Origin of the sequence: Bradyrhizobium sp. Rc2d (assembly GCF_900099855.1) — a bacterium.
In the GTDB taxonomy this organism is placed as follows: Bacteria; Pseudomonadota; Alphaproteobacteria; order Rhizobiales; family Xanthobacteraceae; genus Bradyrhizobium.
Window position 1 is genome coordinate 50705 of sequence record NZ_FNCU01000021.1, and the last position, 15364, is coordinate 66068.

Consider the following 15364-nt stretch of genomic DNA (forward strand, 5'->3'; position numbering starts at 1 on the left):
CAACGCGCCGCGTGGGGAGCCTCGAAGGATGCTCGGCCCGTCTGCCAGCCGCACAGTTAACGCCGCACTGCATTCCCGCCGACCACCACCTGCGCGAACCGCTGCGCACCGTCGGCCGACAGGTCGGACGTCACCGCACGCGCGTGATCGAGGCCGACCACGGCGCCGCGCGGGGTCTCGGAGATCATGTTGTTGTTGACGAGCGCAGTGCCGGCTCCCGGCACCACGGAGACACCGACGCCGGCCAGTGCCTTGCGGATCACGTTGCCCGTGATCGCGATGTCGCGCAAATATTTTCCCCAGCCGGCGACGATGCCGTAGGATGGCGCGTTCTCGATCACGTTGCCGGTCACCGATGAATCCGCTTCGATGTACATGCCGACGCCGGCATCGTCGTCGGGTACGGTGCCGATCGGACGCTTCGGGAGCAGATTGCGGATGATGTTGCCCTGGACAACGGCGATGCGGCCGCCCTCGTTGAAATTGCAGACGGAGACGCCAACGGCGGCGCCGTCGACGGTGTTGTTGGCGATCACCGCGGCTTCGAACGCGAACTCGGAATAGAGCGCGACTTCGCGCACGTCGCTGACACTGTTGCCGGTGATGTGGATGTTGGAGGCGGAGTTGCCGCGCACGGCGGAGTAGTCGCAATTCCTGATGCGGTTGCCGCGTACGATCACATTGCCGGCGCGAAAGGCGTTGATGGCGTTGCCGTACTGGCCGGAGCCGCCGGGGCCGGCCTTGATGTCCTCGATGCGGTTATCGGTGACCAGCGTGCCGTCATCGCCGATCGCGGTGCGCAGGATCTCGATGCCGTTGTCATTGGTGCCAGTGATTGTGTTGCGGGAAACGCTGAGGCCTTTGGCATCGAACGAGACCACCGCCGTCACCGCGATATTGGTGAAGATATTGCCGGAAATGTCGCCTGACACCTGCTCGAGCCAGACCCCGCTGCCGCCGGAGCCGGTGATCGCGCAATCGGTGATGCGGACGTCGCGGCCGCCGAGGACGTGGATCAGGCCGCGCCGCGTCGGCAGCGGAATGTTGCCGCCGTCGAAGATGATGCCGGTGATGCCGATCGCATCGGAACCATCGCTCTGGATTACCGAGGCTCCGCCGGTGAAGACGAGTTTCGTCGCACCGCGCACGCCGATCAGTTGCGCGCCGTTCGGGAGCCGCAACAGACCGGTCCGGTAGATGCCGGGCGGCAAGGCGAGCGGCACCTGTGCCCGCGCGCTCTCGTCGATCGCACGCTGAAGCGCTCGCGTTTGGTCTTCGCTGCTGCCGGGCCGCACGCCGTATTGCGTGGCATCGCGGCCGAGCAGGGATGTCAGCGGCGCCGCGCGCGCAGCGTCAGCCGGCATGGCGAGCGCGCCAGCGATGCCGGCAGTCGAGGCTCCGATGAGATGACGGCGATTGAGGTCCATGACGCGTCCTTCGGCGGACGCGGGAAATGTCCGCGCCCACTAGGTAGCGCAGGGCGGCCGGTGACGTGAGGATTGTTCACGGTAGGGTTAAATGTTTACGCAAGCGAGGTGCGGTAGGGTGGGCAAACGACTTGTCCGCCGTAGCTCGGAGAGCGAAGGCGGAAGCGTGCCCACCATAGTCAGCACGGATCCCGATGTATGGTGGGCACGGCGCAAGTGCGCCTTTGCCCACCCTACGAAATCGGTGTGTTCCGCTCCTTCCTTGCCAACTGCACCATCTCCATCAGCATGGCTTCGCCAGCATCGACCAATTCCTCCAGCGTGATCCGCGGCGCGCCCTTGCGGCGCACGGCGCCGCTACGCGCGAGCAACGGGATGTGGATAAACGCCGCCAGCATCGGCCCGCCCGCTCTCACATTCTCGATCGCGCGCCAGCTCAGATAGTTGCAGAGATAGGCGCCGGCATCGCGCGAAGAGCGCGCATCGATGCCGGTGAGGCGTGCGGCGCGCAGCAGCCGTGCGGTGTGCGGACCGAACATCATCGCGTCTGCATGGCCGGCGATGCCGCGCTTGCTGGAACGGGTGTTGGCGGCATCCGGCCAGAGCATGGTGACGGCATTGCGGGCGCGGGTCTCGATGCGCAAGTAAGGCGTGCGTGCGGCGAGGCCGAACATCAGAAGCGCATCCGGCTTCACCTTCGTGAGCACGTCAGGCAATTGCCGGTCGACCGCAGCATAGGTGACCGGGAAGATGTGACTGGCAATCGTGACATCGTCGAGTGCCGGGCGGCGCAGCTGCGCCAGTCGCGCCACCAGTGGCTGGGTCGGATTATAGGGCGCGCCGGGAAACGGCCCGAAGCCGGTCAGGAGAACGCGGAGCTTTTCGCTCATTGCAGCAACTCCAAGATCTGCTCGGCAGCGAGCGCCGGCGTGAGATGGCCGTCGGCCACCTCCGCTTCGATCTTCCGGACCTTGGTCCGCACCGATGCCTCGCTGCGCAGCCGCGCCAGCATCCGCTGCTCCAGCATCGACCACATCCACTTCACCTGCTGATCGCGCCGGCGCGCGGCAAACTCGCCGGATGCGCTCATCGCCTTGCGGTGATCCAGAACCTTCTGCCAGAGCTCGGCGATGCCGGTGCCGGTGAGCGCCGAATAGGTCTCGACCGGTGGGTGCCAATGCTCGGACCTGGGGCTGAGAATGTGCAGCGCGCCGCGATAGTCGGCCGCGGTGATCTTGGCGCGCTTGAGGTTGTCGCCGTCGGCCTTGTTGATGGCGATCATGTCGGCGAGTTCGACCAGGCCTTTCTTGATGCCTTGTAGCTCGTCGCCGCCGCCCGGCAGCATAAGCGCGAGGAAGAAGTCGGTCATGTCGCAGACCGCGGTCTCGGACTGGCCGATGCCGACGGTCTCGACCAGCACGACGTCGAAGCCGGCGGCTTCGCAGAGCAGCATCGCCTCGCGCGTCTTGGCCGCGACGCCGCCGAGCGTGCCCGAAGACGGCGAGGGGCGGATGAAGGCATCAGTGGAGGCCGCCAGCCGCGCCATCCGCGTCTTGTCGCCGAGGATCGAGCCGCCGCTGCGCGCCGAGGACGGGTCGACCGCGAGCACGGCGACCTTGTGGCCCTGTTCAATCAGATACGTCCCGAGCACGTCGATCGTGGTTGATTTGCCGACGCCTGGCGATCCGGTGATGCCGACGCGAAATGCCTTGCCGGTGTCGGGCAGCAGCGTCTGCACCAGCTCGCGCGCCAGCGTCTGATGGTCACCGCGCCGGCTCTCCACCAGCGTGATGGCCCGCGCCAGCGCCGCGCGGCTGCCGGCGCGGAGGTCGCGGGCGAGAGATTTGATGTCGAGCGTCTTGGGGCTGGTCATCGTTGCAGGCGAGCGGGTGGATGCATCATCAGTGGGATGCCCGAATGCACCGTTCAACGAAAGATTTCAACGGCGGAAGATGATCTTGAACGATGTCCCACACAATCCCTACGTCTGTTGCATGGTACGCGTGGCGCAAGTGGTTGCCGAAATCGACCATTCTCTGCCAGTCGATCTCTGGCGCGTCTTTTTTGATATCGTCAGTCAAGCGCCGGGCAGCCTCACATATGACTTCAAGATAGCGTTCTGTCGCCATGCGGCGCGTCTTGTCTGCAGTGAAGAGGTCGAGGTTGTAGCCTGCCAGCAATGCCTCGATCTCGACGATGGCTTCGAGAATGTCTCGCAACCGGTCTTCCGCGGTCGGCGGCATCTAGAATACCTCGACCAGGTCATCCGCGATCCGCTCGGCGATGCGGGGCTTCAGCAGGTTTCGCAATGAAATTTGCGTCGTGAGGCCCACCTCATCTTCTATCAGATGCAGGACTTTGAAGAAATCGAACCGTGGTGGTTCCTCGCGCGAGGTCGTTTCGACGAGAACATCCAGGTCGCTGTCGGGCCGCGCATCACCGCGGGCACGTGATCCGAAGATGTATAGCCGTTTCACGCCCGCAGCCCTCAAGGCGGGAGCGATCTCCTTGAGCTTCAGAATAATTGTCTGAAGCGGAATGTCGGCGACCTCGGTCATGGCTGGATACTAGCACGAAGCCGCCAAGCGGCCCAGCGCCGTACTTAGGGGCGTCTCGATGGGCAGGCGAGGGCCGCTCGCCTGGAATCACCGGGATGTTGCCGCGGCCGTCTGGAGCGGTTTCATTTTGCGCCAGATCCACACCATCACCGGCCACAGCAGGGCGCCGATCGCCATCGCGGCAAGGATCGCCGCGACCGGGCGTTCGAAGAACGGCAGGATGCTTCCGTCCGACTTGATCAACGACGTGACGAAAGCCTGCTCGACCATGGTGCCCATGACGATGCCGAGCACCATGGCCGCGACGGGGTAGCCGTTGGCCTCCATCACATAGCCGATCACGCCGAAGGCGGCGACGGTGACGACGCCGAACATGTTGTTGCCGATCGCGAACGAGCCGACCGCGCAGCACAGCATGATGATCGGCATCACGGTGGAGCGCGGCGCCAGCAGGATGTAGGCGGCAACGCGGATCATGGCGATGCCGAGCGGGATCATGATGATGTTCGCGATGATGAACATCAGATAGATCGCATACATGCTCGACGCCTTCTCGGTGAACAGCGTCGGGCCGGGATTGAGCCCCTTCATGTAGAGCACGCCGATCGCGATCGCGGCGATGGTGTCGCCGGGGATGCCGAACAGCAGCGAAGGCACCCAGCCGGAGGCGATGCTGGCATTGTTGCTGGCGCCGGCCTCGACCAGGCCTTCGACGTGACCGGTGCCGAACTTTTCCGGCTCCTTGGAGAACCGCTTCGACATCGCGTAGGAGACCCAGGCGGCCATGTCGGCACCGGCGCCGGGCAGCACGCCGATGATGATGCCGACGATGTTCCCGCGCGTCATCTGCCAATGATAAAGCTTCGTCAGCTTCCACTGGCCGGCCATGATGCTCCCGAATTTTCGCCGCGGCAGCGGTGGCGGCTCGGGTGTCAGCATCGCGCGCATCACCTGCGCCACAGCGAACACGCCGACCAGCGCCGGGATCGGCTCGATGCCGCCGAACAGATCGGTGATCCCAAAGGTGAAGCGCGGGATGCCGCCGGGGTTCTCGATGCCGATGCAGGAGACCAAGAGGCCGATGAACATGCCCGCGATCGCCTTCACCGGCGAGGAGCGCGCGACCAAGGTGGCGCACATCAGGCCGAGCAGCGCCAGCCAGAAATATTCGAAGGTCGAGAACGACAGCGCGATCTCGGCGAGCGGCGGCGCCAGGATCATCAGCGACAGCACGCCGGCGATGCCGCCGACCGCGGAGAACCAGACGCCGGCTCCGAGCGCAAGCTCGGCCTGGCCCTTGCGGGTCATGGCATAGGCTTCGTCGGCATAGGCGGCAGAAGCCGGCGTGCCGGGAATGCGCAGCAGCGCGCCCGGAATGTCACCGGAGAAGATCGCCATCGACGAGGCCGCAACGATGGTCGCGATCGCCGCGATCGGCGACAGGTAGAAGGTGACGGGGACGAGCAGGGCGGTCGCCATCGTCGCCGACAAGCCCGGCAGCGAGCCGATCACGAGCCCGTACACGGAAGCCGCGAACATCGCGATGATGACCTCCCAGGTGGAGATCAGTGCGAACGCATCAATCAGGGTTTTCAGCATGGGATTACCAGGGCGTCGGCAGCAGGCCGGCAGGCAGTGGCACGCGGAGCAGCTTGCCGAAGATGAGGTGAATGGCGAACGGCGAGAGTGCCGCGAGCGGCAACGCCAGCTTCCACTTCGCCCCTAGCGCGGTCGACGTCACGTAGACCATGATCGCCGCGGTGATGATGAAGCCGAGCCGGTCGGCGGCAAAGACGTAGAACAGCAGCAGCGCCGGCGGCAGCAGCGCGCGCAGGCCGTAGAGATTGCCCTGCGGCGGCGGGCTAGCTGCCTGGCCGTCCTCGAACGGGATGAGCTCTTCCTCCTCCTCGAAGGAATGGCCGATGCCGAACACGATCGCGAGCCCGCATAGCGCGAGCCCCGTCCCGATCACCAGCGGAAACACGTTGGGGCCGACCGGCTGCCCCGGCACCGGCGGCAAGATCCAACCGCCATAGGCGGCGGCTGCGCCGAGTGCGACGAGAAACGATCCCGTGACGGAGTCGGGAAGACGCATGGGGGAGTCCTACAAAGAGTGTTCTCCCGCTCCCCGCGCGCGGGGAGAGGGTTGGGGTGAGGGGGGTTCTCCGCGAGGACGGTGAGAGTTGGATTCGTGGAGAGTCCCCCTCACCCGGAATCCGCGCCTTGCGCGAATTCCGGCCTCTCCCCGCAGGCGGGGAGAGGCGATCAGAGCGTCGCAGTACCAGGTCACGCCTTGCTCAGGCCGGCCGCCTTCATCGCCTCGCCCATCTGGGCGTCGCCCTTGTCCATGAAGCCGGCGAAATGGGCGCCATCGCCCCACACGGTGCCAAAGCCGCGATTGCTCATGAAGTCCTTGAACTCGGCGGAGTCGTAGACCTTCTTCAGGGCCGCGGTGAGCTTCGTTGCGATCTCCGGCGGCAGGTTCTTGGGCGCGCCGATGCCGCGCCAGGCGCCGGTCGCGTAATCGATGCCCATCGCCTCCTTCAGCGTCGGCACGTCCTTGAAGATCGGATTGCGCGCCGGTGCCATGATGGCGAGGCTCCTGGCCTTGCCGGCCTCGATGATGGCGCGCGCTTCCGGCACCGAGCAGGTGGTGAGGTCGAGGCCGCCGGCGGCGAGATCCTGCATGGCTGGCGCCGCGCCGTTCGAGGGCACCCAGGCGACCTGGTTGGCGGGTAGGCCCATCGCCTGCATCCAGCCGACCAGCGCCAGATGCCAGATGCCGCCCTGGCCGGTGCCCGAAGCCTTGAACTTGCCCGGGGGCGCCGCCTTGATCGCCTCGGCGAGCTCCTTGACCGTCTTGTACGGCGAGGAGGAGGAGACCTGAATGCCGGGCGGATCCTCGTTCATCAGCGCCAGCGGCGTGTAGCTCTTCGGCGTCAGGTCGGTGAGGCCCTGCCAGTGCATCATCGAGATTTCGACCGTGAGCATGCCGATGGTGTAGCCGTCGGGCTGCGCGGTTGCGATCGCACTGTGGCCGACGACGCCGGAGCCACCGGTGCGGTTGACCACGTTGAAGGGCTGGCCGAGATCTTTCTCCAGCAGCGCCGCGACGATGCGCGCGGTCGCGTCGGTGCCACCGCCGGCGCCCCAGGGCACGATCACGGTGACCGGCCGCGCCGGATAGGTTTGCGCGCGTGCGGGCTTGAACCCGAAAGCGGCGGATGCCGCAACGGCGGCGGATGAAGCCGCAAAGGTGCGGCGCGAAATCTTGGACATTGAATGCCTCCCAGCGGCGCCCGTGACGTCGGGCGCTCTTGTCAACGGCGGCATTCTAGTCGGCTTTGCGGCGCCGCTGCAAGGTAGCGCTACCAATGGGATCGTACTGTTGTGTGAAAGCTGGAGGCCCACCGGAAAGGCCAGTCGGAAATCGGGTGGGTTTTGCCCGCGCAAGTCGCCAACCTCAGCGCGTAACGAAAGCCAAAGGCAAGCCATGACCCAAGCCTACTACAGCGCCGTGCTGGACCACCCGCTGGACGAAGTCTGGTCGCTCATCCGCGATTTCAACAACTATCCCGCTTATATCGACGGGGTGAGCGAGAGCGTGATCGAAGACGACAAGCGCGGCGACGAAGTCGGCGCCATCAGGCGCTTCTGCTATCTCGGAAACTGGATCCGCCAGCGCCTGGTCGATCACTCGGACCGGCAGCACAGCCTGACCTATGCCGGTCTCGAAGCGCTGCCATATCCGCAAGATGACGGGAGCCAGAGGCCGGCGCCGACGCGCTACCAAGGCACCATGCATCTGCGCCCGATCATCGAACGCGACCGCACCCTCATCGAATGGTCGGTCGCCCTCGATACGGAACCTGCGGACGCCGATCGCTGGCAAGCGCTGTTTGGCTCCTGGATTCCCGATTGGACGGACTCACTTGCGCGGACATTGGCTCGCGTCAGTCCGCGATCGCGTTAGCGAGCGCTCACTGCGCGTCCGCGTCGCCCTTCGGCCGTGCGCCGCCGAAGATGCGGGTGCCTTCCGCTGTCAGGTAGGGCTTCAGCGCCTCCCACGGCACGAACGCGACATATTCGCCCTCGGCGTAGGGGCCGACGGCGTAGGGCGGGTAATGGAAGGTGAGGCCGGAGCTCTTGCCCGCTTCGGCTGAGGGCGCGAGCGTCACTGCGCCGATCCTGAGTAGGCTCGGCGCAACGCCCTTGAACCACTCGTCGGTCGCTGTCTCGCTGGCGTCGCGCTTCTTCTTTTCGGCTTTCAGCGAGACGAGCACGGCCTTCACCATCGCCTTCATGGTCGCCCCATTGTCGGCAGTCTCGGCGAAGAACGGGCGAATCGAGATGCGCTTGTTCTCGGTCTTGTCCCACAGGATCGTATTTACGTCCGAGTTCGGATGGGCACCGTGCGTGTCCATGTAGTCGTCGCGCAGGACGCTGACGTAGCGATCGGCAACCACCGAGCGGATCGTGTATCTGCGCTCGAAATCCCAGCCGCCGTCCTTGAAGAACTGCGGATCCTCCTTGCGCGAGGCAGCGGCTTCGGCCGCGTTCTTGTCGAGCCATTTCCTGCCTTCAGCAAGGCAATCGGCCGCCAGCGCTGCATCGGCCTTGACCTTATCGTCGAGGAAGATTCGCGCCTCGATGCTCTTGGTCTTGATAACGGCGTCGGGCTTGGGTTCGGCTGCGCTTGCCAGACCGACCAGCGCGCCGCAAACCGCGGCCGCAGCCAGCGCGCGCATGAACGTTGGCGCGGGAAACATCACGCAAAATCCTTCTTGTCGGAAGATCGGCGGCGTCGGTTACTCCGCCGCCTCGCTATGCCCGAGCCGGGCGTTCAGCTTGCGGATCAGCTCCTCGGCTGCGTCCGCGATCACGGTGCCGGGCGGGAAGATGGCTTCGGCGCCGGCGGCATAGAGCGCATCGTAATCCTGCGGCGGCACCACGCCGCCGACGATAATCATGATGTCGTCGCGGCCCTGCTTCTTCAGCGCCGTCTTCAGCTCGGGCACGGCGGTGAGATGGGCGGCGGCGAGTGAGGAGACGCCGAGGATATGGACGTCGTTCTCGACCGCCTGCCGCGCGGCTTCATCCGCCGTGGCGAACAGCGGCCCGATATCGACGTCGAAGCCGATGTCGGCGAAGGCAGACGCAATCACCTTCTGGCCGCGGTCGTGGCCGTCCTGGCCGATCTTGGCGACCAGGATGCGCGGCCGGCGGCCCTCCGCCTCCTCGAAGGCGTCGATCAGCGCCTGAACCTTCTCGACCTGGTTACCCATGCTGGACGCCTCCCGCTTGTAGACGCCGGTGATGGATTTGATCTCGGCGCGGTGCCGGCCGAACACCTTCTCCATCGCCTCCGAAATCTCGCCGACGGTTGCCTTGGCCCGTGCAGCGTCGATGGCGAGTGCGAGCAGATTGCCGTTGCCTTCGCCGGCCGAGCGCGTCAGCGCGGCGAGGGCGTCATCGACGTCCTTCTGATTGCGCTCGGATTTCAGCCGCGTCAGCTTGTCGATCTGCAAGCGGCGGACATTGGTGTTGTCGACCTTGAGGATGTCGATGGGAGCTTCGTCGGTCGGCTTGTACTTGTTGACGCCGATCACCGCCTGCTTGCCGGCATCGATCCGAGCCTGAGTTTTCGCCGAGGCTTCCTCGATACGCAGCTTCGGCACGCCGGCCTCGATCGCCTTGGCCATGCCGCCGAGCTCCTCGACCTCCTGGATATGGCTCCAGGCCTTCGCCGCGAGGTCGCGCGTCAGCCGCTCAACATAATACGAACCGCCCCAGGGATCGATGATGCGGGTGGTGCCGCTCTCTTGCTGGAGGAAAAGCTGGGTGTTGCGGGCGATACGCGCCGAGAAATCGGTCGGCAGCGCCAAGGCCTCGTCGAGCGCATTGGTGTGCAGCGACTGGGTGTGGCCTTGGGTGGCCGCCATCGCCTCGACGGTGGTGCGCATCACGTTGTTGAAGACGTCCTGCGCCGTCAGCGACCAGCCCGAGGTCTGGCTGTGCGTGCGCAGTGACAGCGAGCGCGGGTCTTTCGGGTTGAACGGCTTCAGCAGCTTCGCCCAGAGCAGGCGCGCGGCGCGCAGCTTGGCGACTTCCATGAAGAAGTTCATGCCAATCGCCCAGAAGAACGACAGGCGCGGCGCGAAACGGTCGACGTCGAGGCCGGCGGCAAGGCCGGCGCGCAGATATTCGACGCCGTCGGCGAGCGTATAGGCGAGCTCGAGGTCCTGCGTGGCGCCGGCCTCCTGCATGTGATAGCCGGAGATCGAGATCGAATTGTACTTCGGCATCTTCTGCGAGGTGTAGGCGAAGATGTCCGAGATGATCCGCATCGAAGGCGCAGGCGGATAGATGTAGGTGTTGCGCACCATGAACTCTTTCAGAATGTCGTTCTGAATCGTCCCTGAGAGTTTTTCCGGCGGCACGCCCTGTTCCTCGGCAGCCGCGACATAAAGCGCGAGGATCGGCAGCACCGCGCCGTTCATGGTCATGGACACGCTCATCTGGTCGAGCGGAATCCCTGCGAACAGCGTGCGCATGTCGTAGATGGAATCGATGGCAACGCCCGCCATGCCGACATCGCCGCCAACGCGCGGATGGTCGCTGTCATAGCCGCGATGGGTGGCGAGGTCGAAGGCGACCGAGAGGCCTTTCTGTCCCGCCGCGAGGTTGCGGCGGTAGAACGCGTTGGAATCCTCCGCCGTGGAGAAGCCGGCATATTGCCTGACGGTCCAGGGCTGGTTGACATACATGGTGGGGTAGGGACCACGCAGATAGGGCGCGATGCCGGGATAAGTCTCGAGGAAATCGAGCCCGGCGACATCTGCCTCGCCATAAGCGGGCTGCACCAGAATGCCCTCGGGCGTCAGCCACGGCTCGGCGCTGCCGGTCGGCGCGGCGGTGGTTGTGCGCGCGAAGGCGACGTCTGCGAAATTGGGAATGCGGCTCATGGTCTCAACCATATCATAGACGCTCAATCATGATCCGGATGCTGATGGCTGACGATGGTCGCCATCTTCTCCGGTCCGTAATTCTGTTGCGTGGTCTGGCTCGGCAGGTTGGCGATGCCGACCACCCAGCCGAGGCGGGACTCGGTGCCGAACTGCCGCGTCGGTATCACCCGGTCGGGATGGTCGAAAGCGCCGGTCATGATCTCGATACGGTCGCCGTCGATGCGGCCAAAGCTCAGCGGGGTGCCGCAGGCGGCGCAAAAGCCGCGCTCGGCGATCGAAGAGGAGCGGAAGAATGAGGGTTGCCCCTTGGTCCAGGCAAAGTCCGTCTTGTTGATGTCGGCGAAGGAGGCGAATGGCGCGCCGGCCGCCTTCTGGCACATCCGGCAGTGGCAGATCGAGATCCTGGTCGGCGCCGTCATGACCCCAAAGCGCACGGCGCCGCATTGGCAGCCGCCGGTGAGAACGGGTTTGCTGGTTTCGGTCATGCCTGTTCCATCCGTCGATAGGCGTCTTGCAGCGTCGCAAGCGCATCGCCGCCGGCGAAGACGAAACCGGTGACGCCGGCCGCGCGCAGCACCGCCTCGGCATCGGTCGGGCGGCCTGCCAGATAGATATGGCGCGCGCCTGCCGTTTGCAGGGCCCGTGCCGCGGCTTCGGCGTGTTCCGCATAGACCTTGTCGCTGGAACAAAGGCAGGCGAGTTCGGCGCCGGAAGCCTTGAAAGCGGCTGCGAGCCTGGCCGGATCGGCAAAGCCCTCGCTGTCGACTGCCTGGATGCCGCCGGCTTCGAAGAAGCTCTTGGCAAAGGTCGCCCGTGCCGTGAAATCGGCGGGCGTGCCGAGATTGGCCAGGAACACTTTTGGCCGCGCGCCACGTGCCTTCAACGCGGCATCCGACTTGTCGCGCAACGCTTCGAACGGTTCCGCAAGCCGGATCGGCGGTAGCGCCTCGAACTTGTATTTTTGCTCACCGTAAGGCGGAAGCGCGATCGGCGTCGCCTTCAGCACGACCGTCTCGCTCTCGTGCAGGTTTGGAAACTCGCTGGCGCCGGTCAGCACGTCGCGGCGCTTTGCGATGTTGGCGTCGCGCGCTTTTCGTGTCGCCGCGACCTTGCCCTGGAACAGACCCTGCTGAAGCGCTGCGAAGGCGCCGCCGGCTTTCTCGCTCTCCTGGAACAGCGCCCAGGCGGCGTCGCAGAGCTGCGCCGTCAGCGTCTCGATGCCGCCGGCGCCGGCGGCGGGATCGCTGACCTTGGCGAGGTTGCTCTCTTCCAACAGCAAGAGCTGCGTGTTGCGCGCCACGCGCCGCGCGAACGGATCGGGTAGCCCGAGCGCCAGCGTGTGCGGCAGCACGGTGATCGCATTGGCGCCGGCAAGCCCCGCCGCAAAGGTCGCGATGGTCGCGCGCAGCATGTTCACGTAAGGGTCGCGCTGCGTCAGCATGCGCCAGGCCGTATCGGCGGCGATGAACAGCGGTTTTGGCGTGAGCCCGGACGCCGTCTCGATGCGCGCCCAGAGCAGCCGCAGCGCGCGGAATTTGGCCATGGTCAGGAACTGGTCGGCATCGGCGGAAAGCCGCGCATAGACCATGCCCTGCGCCTGCTCCAGCGCAATGCCGGCGCCTTCGATCGCGCGCAGATAGGCAACGCCGCAGGCGAGCACGAAGGCGAGCTCCTGCACCTCCGAGCCGCCGGCATCATGGATCACGCGCCCGTCGGCGGAAGCAAACGGCCCCTTGAAGCCGAGCGCCGCCAGGCCCTTGATGGCGCTGGTGACGGCGGGAACAATTTCCTCCCACGTATAAGGGCTGTGCCCCCACACAGCGCCAGCCGCGAGCGGATCGAGCCCGAAGCGGATGTTGCAGGCGGCGGGATCGAGGCCAGCACTCTTCACATATTCCGCGACATGGATCGCGGCCGTCCGCGATTGCGGCCCGATCTGGAGCTCGAGGCCGATGCCGGCATCGAGATGGATGTCCTTCAAGACTTTTGCGACTGCATCGGCCGAAGGTTCCAGGCCGAAACCGTGGGCGCCGCTGCCGCCGGCGAACACCAGCGCGAGCCCCGTCGCGCCATTCTCGAGATCGGTCAGCGCTTGCGCGTTCGCGGCGGCCGCATCGGGATGATCGATCCGCTGCATGATCTGCCAAGGCGCAGCCAGCGGCCGGCCCGCCACGGGCGCAACGCCCTTGGCGCGCGGGTAGAGCGGTTCGATCTTCAGGCCATCATAGGTCTTGCCGACCAGCTTCTCGAACGGCGCGCCCTTCAGCACGCCGTCGACCAGCTTGCGCCAGTCTTCGATCGTGGCCTTGGGGAAATCCGCCGCCAGCGGCAGGTCGTCAGTCACGGAGGTCATACGGCCCAGGGCTCCCGACAATCTTGTTATTCGCAGGCGAAATTGCCACGGCGGACCGTCCCTGCAAACGGTTGTTTTTGGTTAGCCGGTATCCGGAAGCCGCTCAATGCCTTGCGTCGAGACGCTGGCGAGCCCGTCACGCACACGGATGCCTGATATCACGCGGTCGGGCGCGATTTCGGCCAGCGGCACCAGCACGAAGGCGCGCTCGAACAGGCGCGGATGCGGCAGGGTCAGATCGGGCTTCTGCAAGCTCACATCGTCATAGGCGATCATGTCGAGATCGAGCGTGCGCGGGCCCCAGCGCCGCTCCTTGTCCCGCGTGCGGCCGAATTTCTGCTCGACCTTCTGGAGCACGAACAGCAGTGCATGCGGATCGAGGCTGGTCTCGATCTCGATGCAGGCATTGATGAAGGGGTCCTGGTCCTCGTCGCCCCAGGCCGGCGTCGTGTAGTCCGAGGACCGCGCAATCAGCGCGGCTTGCGCCATGCCGCAAATATGCGCGATCGCCTTACCGAATGTCGCGCGGACATCGCCGACATTGCCGCCGAGTGCGATCAGCACGCTTGCCATATTAGGGATGCCGCGAGCGCGTCAGCATGATGCCGACATCGTCGAAGATCGCGGCGATCGGCGCATGCGGCTTGTGCACAGTGATCTTCACGGCGCGGATGCGCGGGAAATGCGACAGGATGGCATCGGCGACCGCGCCGGCCGCGCGCTCCAGGAGCTTGTAGTTGGTGTTCTTGAACGCTGCCGTCGTGGTCGCCACGACCTCGGCGTACGACACGGTGTCGGCGAGCCGGTCGCTACGCGAAGGCTCCGACAGATCGGTATAGAGTTCGAGATCGATGACGAAGCGCTGGCCGACTTCGGTTTCGTGATCCATGACGCCGTGGCGGGCATGGATCGACAGGCCGGTCACGAAGATCGTATCGGTCATGGCTTGCTCTCGATTGCGTGCGCCACCCGCAGGGCCTGCAAGGTTTCGGCGACGTCATGGGTCCGGATGATCTTGGCGCCGCGCTGCGCGGCGATGAGGTGCGCGGCGATCGAGCCGGCGAGCCGCTCTTTCGGCTCCGACGGCGACACCGAAGCGATGAAGCGCTTGCGCGAGGCGCCGACCAGGATCGGCAGGCCGAACATGTCAAGTTCACGCAGCCGCGCCAGCGCGATCATGCTCTGCTCGGCCGTCTTGCCGAAACCGATGCCGGGATCGAGCACGATTTTTTCCCGCGCGATGCCGGCCTTGGCCGCAATATCCAGCGAGCGCAGGAAGAAGGTCTTCATGTCCGTGACGATGTCGATGGTGGGGTCGGCATTGTCGCGGTTATGCATGACGATGACCGGAACGCCTTTCGCAGCGACCAGCGGTGCCATGGCGGCGTCGCGTTGCAGACCCCAGACATCGTTGACGATGGCCGCGCCTTGGTCGAGCGCGAAGGCCACCACCTCCGCCTTCATGCTGTCGATCGAGACGGGCACCCCAAGCGCCACGACACCAGCCAGCACCGGCTTCAGCCGGGCGAGCTCGTATTCCGCCGTGACCGGTTGGGCGCCCTTGTAGGGCCGAGTGGACTCGGCGCCAATATCGATAATGTCGACGCCATCAGCGATCATCGCCCGGGCTCGCGCGAAGGCCTGGTCGGGCGCGATGAACTCGCCGCCGTCGGAGAAGGAATCCGGGGTGACGTTCAGCACCCCCATCACCGCCGGAATCGATCGTTCCAGCAGCGTCCGCAGCACGTCGGCCCCGGCCGAGCCGGCCGGCGGGACGGATGGAGAGGGCGAGGCACTCATGCGCGTGGCTTTAGCGGTCGGGGAGGGGGAGTCAAGACGGAAGGGGGGCCGACATGCCCGCGGGTGCCAACACCCTCGCTGTCATTGCCCGCGAAGGCGGGCAATTCAGTATTCCAGAGGCGAGCCCGTGATACGGAGCAGCCGCGGCGTACTGGATACCCCGCCTTCGCGGGGTATGACGACGGAGTTTGGGGGATGCAGTGATGCCCGTCAGCAAACGGCGCCGAGAGCTAACGCGGCTAGCCGTATGCTAAGAGA

The 15364-nt window shown here is 65.5% G+C and carries 16 protein-coding genes; 1 reads left to right on the forward strand and 15 read right to left on the reverse strand.

Annotation, left to right across the window (positions count from 1 at the left end):
• Positions 1-56: 56 nt before the first annotated feature.
• The 8 genes from BLV07_RS24775 to BLV07_RS24810 all read right to left on the reverse strand — a co-directional run bounded on the left by BLV07_RS24775 (position 57) and on the right by BLV07_RS24810 (position 7264).
• On the reverse strand, positions 57-1427 hold the full coding sequence (locus BLV07_RS24775) for a TIGR03808 family TAT-translocated repetitive protein (protein ID WP_091890831.1): 1371 nt from the start codon (positions 1425-1427) through the stop codon (positions 57-59).
• Between the two features lie 233 nt (positions 1428-1660).
• The gene (locus tag BLV07_RS24780) at positions 1661-2317 is read right to left on the reverse strand and encodes a pyroglutamyl-peptidase I (protein ID WP_091890834.1); all 657 of its coding nucleotides are present in this window, start codon (positions 2315-2317) and stop codon (positions 1661-1663) included.
• Positions 2314-3300, reverse strand: a complete 987-nt coding sequence (gene meaB, locus BLV07_RS24785) for a methylmalonyl Co-A mutase-associated GTPase MeaB (protein ID WP_091890837.1) — start codon at positions 3298-3300, stop codon at positions 2314-2316. Before meaB ends, BLV07_RS24780 begins: the two co-directional genes overlap by 4 nt.
• Before the next feature lie 28 nt (positions 3301-3328).
• On the reverse strand, positions 3329-3670 hold the full coding sequence (locus BLV07_RS24790) for a HepT-like ribonuclease domain-containing protein (protein WP_091890840.1): 342 nt from the start codon (positions 3668-3670) through the stop codon (positions 3329-3331).
• Entirely contained in the window at positions 3671-3985 is a 315-nt protein-coding gene (locus BLV07_RS24795; protein WP_091890843.1) for a nucleotidyltransferase family protein, read from the reverse strand.
• Positions 3986-4072: 87 nt separating this feature from the next.
• The gene (locus BLV07_RS24800; protein ID WP_091890846.1) at positions 4073-5584 is read right to left on the reverse strand and encodes a tripartite tricarboxylate transporter permease; all 1512 of its coding nucleotides are present in this window, start codon (positions 5582-5584) and stop codon (positions 4073-4075) included.
• Between the two features lie 4 nt (positions 5585-5588).
• Complete coding sequence (locus BLV07_RS24805; RefSeq protein ID WP_091890849.1) at positions 5589-6080, reverse strand: tripartite tricarboxylate transporter TctB family protein; 492 nt, start codon at positions 6078-6080, stop codon at positions 5589-5591.
• 191 nt (positions 6081-6271) lie between these two features.
• Entirely contained in the window at positions 6272-7264 is a 993-nt protein-coding gene (locus BLV07_RS24810) for a tripartite tricarboxylate transporter substrate binding protein (protein WP_091890852.1), read from the reverse strand.
• Between the two features lie 22 nt (positions 7265-7286).
• Here BLV07_RS24810 and BLV07_RS24815 point away from each other — a divergent pair, with 22 nt between their 5' ends.
• The gene (locus BLV07_RS24815; protein ID WP_244551204.1) at positions 7287-7958 is read left to right on the forward strand and encodes an SRPBCC family protein; all 672 of its coding nucleotides are present in this window, start codon (positions 7287-7289) and stop codon (positions 7956-7958) included.
• 7 nt (positions 7959-7965) lie between these two features.
• On the opposite strand, the gene BLV07_RS24820 is transcribed toward BLV07_RS24815, so the two are convergent.
• The 7 genes from BLV07_RS24820 to folP form a co-directional block, all read right to left on the reverse strand.
• Complete coding sequence (locus BLV07_RS24820; protein WP_176945734.1) at positions 7966-8754, reverse strand: RsiV family protein; 789 nt, start codon at positions 8752-8754, stop codon at positions 7966-7968.
• Between the two features lie 39 nt (positions 8755-8793).
• Positions 8794-10950, reverse strand: a complete 2157-nt coding sequence (scpA, locus tag BLV07_RS24825; RefSeq protein ID WP_091891032.1) for a methylmalonyl-CoA mutase — start codon at positions 10948-10950, stop codon at positions 8794-8796.
• A 23-nt stretch (positions 10951-10973) separates the two neighbouring features.
• Positions 10974-11438, reverse strand: coding sequence for a GFA family protein (locus BLV07_RS24830; RefSeq protein WP_091890856.1), 465 nt, complete (start codon positions 11436-11438; stop codon positions 10974-10976).
• Entirely contained in the window at positions 11435-13306 is a 1872-nt protein-coding gene (locus tag BLV07_RS24835; RefSeq protein ID WP_091890858.1) for a methylmalonyl-CoA mutase family protein, read from the reverse strand. Before BLV07_RS24835 ends, BLV07_RS24830 begins: the two co-directional genes overlap by 4 nt.
• 81 nt (positions 13307-13387) lie before the next feature.
• A complete protein-coding gene (folK, locus tag BLV07_RS24840; RefSeq protein WP_091890860.1) occupies positions 13388-13879 on the reverse strand; it encodes a 2-amino-4-hydroxy-6-hydroxymethyldihydropteridine diphosphokinase in 492 nt (163 codons plus the stop codon).
• Position 13880: 1 nt separating this feature from the next.
• Positions 13881-14249 carry a dihydroneopterin aldolase gene (folB, locus tag BLV07_RS24845; RefSeq protein WP_008553485.1) on the reverse strand — a complete coding sequence of 123 codons (369 nt, stop codon included), beginning with the start codon at positions 14247-14249 and terminating at the stop codon, positions 13881-13883.
• Positions 14246-15106 (reverse strand): dihydropteroate synthase, encoded by an 861-nt coding sequence (gene folP / locus BLV07_RS24850; protein WP_091890862.1) that lies wholly within the window; start codon positions 15104-15106, stop codon positions 14246-14248. The genes folB and folP overlap by 4 nt, the downstream gene beginning before the upstream one ends.
• Positions 15107-15364: the final 258 nt, after the last annotated feature.

Coding starts and splice junctions, on each gene's coding strand:
- BLV07_RS24775 (WP_091890831.1), bottom strand. CDS start 1,427: ATGGACCTCAATCGCCGTCATCTCATCGGAGCCTCGACTGCCGGCATC.
- BLV07_RS24780 (WP_091890834.1), bottom strand. CDS start 2,317: ATGAGCGAAAAGCTCCGCGTTCTCCTGACCGGCTTCGGGCCGTTTCCC.
- meaB (WP_091890837.1), bottom strand. CDS start 3,300: ATGACCAGCCCCAAGACGCTCGACATCAAATCTCTCGCCCGCGACCTC.
- BLV07_RS24790 (WP_091890840.1), bottom strand. CDS start 3,670: ATGCCGCCGACCGCGGAAGACCGGTTGCGAGACATTCTCGAAGCCATC.
- BLV07_RS24795 (WP_091890843.1), bottom strand. CDS start 3,985: ATGACCGAGGTCGCCGACATTCCGCTTCAGACAATTATTCTGAAGCTC.
- BLV07_RS24800 (WP_091890846.1), bottom strand. CDS start 5,584: ATGCTGAAAACCCTGATTGATGCGTTCGCACTGATCTCCACCTGGGAG.
- BLV07_RS24805 (WP_091890849.1), bottom strand. CDS start 6,080: ATGCGTCTTCCCGACTCCGTCACGGGATCGTTTCTCGTCGCACTCGGC.
- BLV07_RS24810 (WP_091890852.1), bottom strand. CDS start 7,264: ATGTCCAAGATTTCGCGCCGCACCTTTGCGGCTTCATCCGCCGCCGTT.
- BLV07_RS24820 (WP_176945734.1), bottom strand. CDS start 8,754: ATGTTTCCCGCGCCAACGTTCATGCGCGCGCTGGCTGCGGCCGCGGTT.
- scpA (WP_091891032.1), bottom strand. CDS start 10,950: ATGAGCCGCATTCCCAATTTCGCAGACGTCGCCTTCGCGCGCACAACC.
- BLV07_RS24830 (WP_091890856.1), bottom strand. CDS start 11,438: ATGACCGAAACCAGCAAACCCGTTCTCACCGGCGGCTGCCAATGCGGC.
- BLV07_RS24835 (WP_091890858.1), bottom strand. CDS start 13,306: ATGACCTCCGTGACTGACGACCTGCCGCTGGCGGCGGATTTCCCCAAG.
- folK (WP_091890860.1), bottom strand. CDS start 13,879: ATGGCAAGCGTGCTGATCGCACTCGGCGGCAATGTCGGCGATGTCCGC.
- folB (WP_008553485.1), bottom strand. CDS start 14,249: ATGACCGATACGATCTTCGTGACCGGCCTGTCGATCCATGCCCGCCAC.
- folP (WP_091890862.1), bottom strand. CDS start 15,106: ATGAGTGCCTCGCCCTCTCCATCCGTCCCGCCGGCCGGCTCGGCCGGG.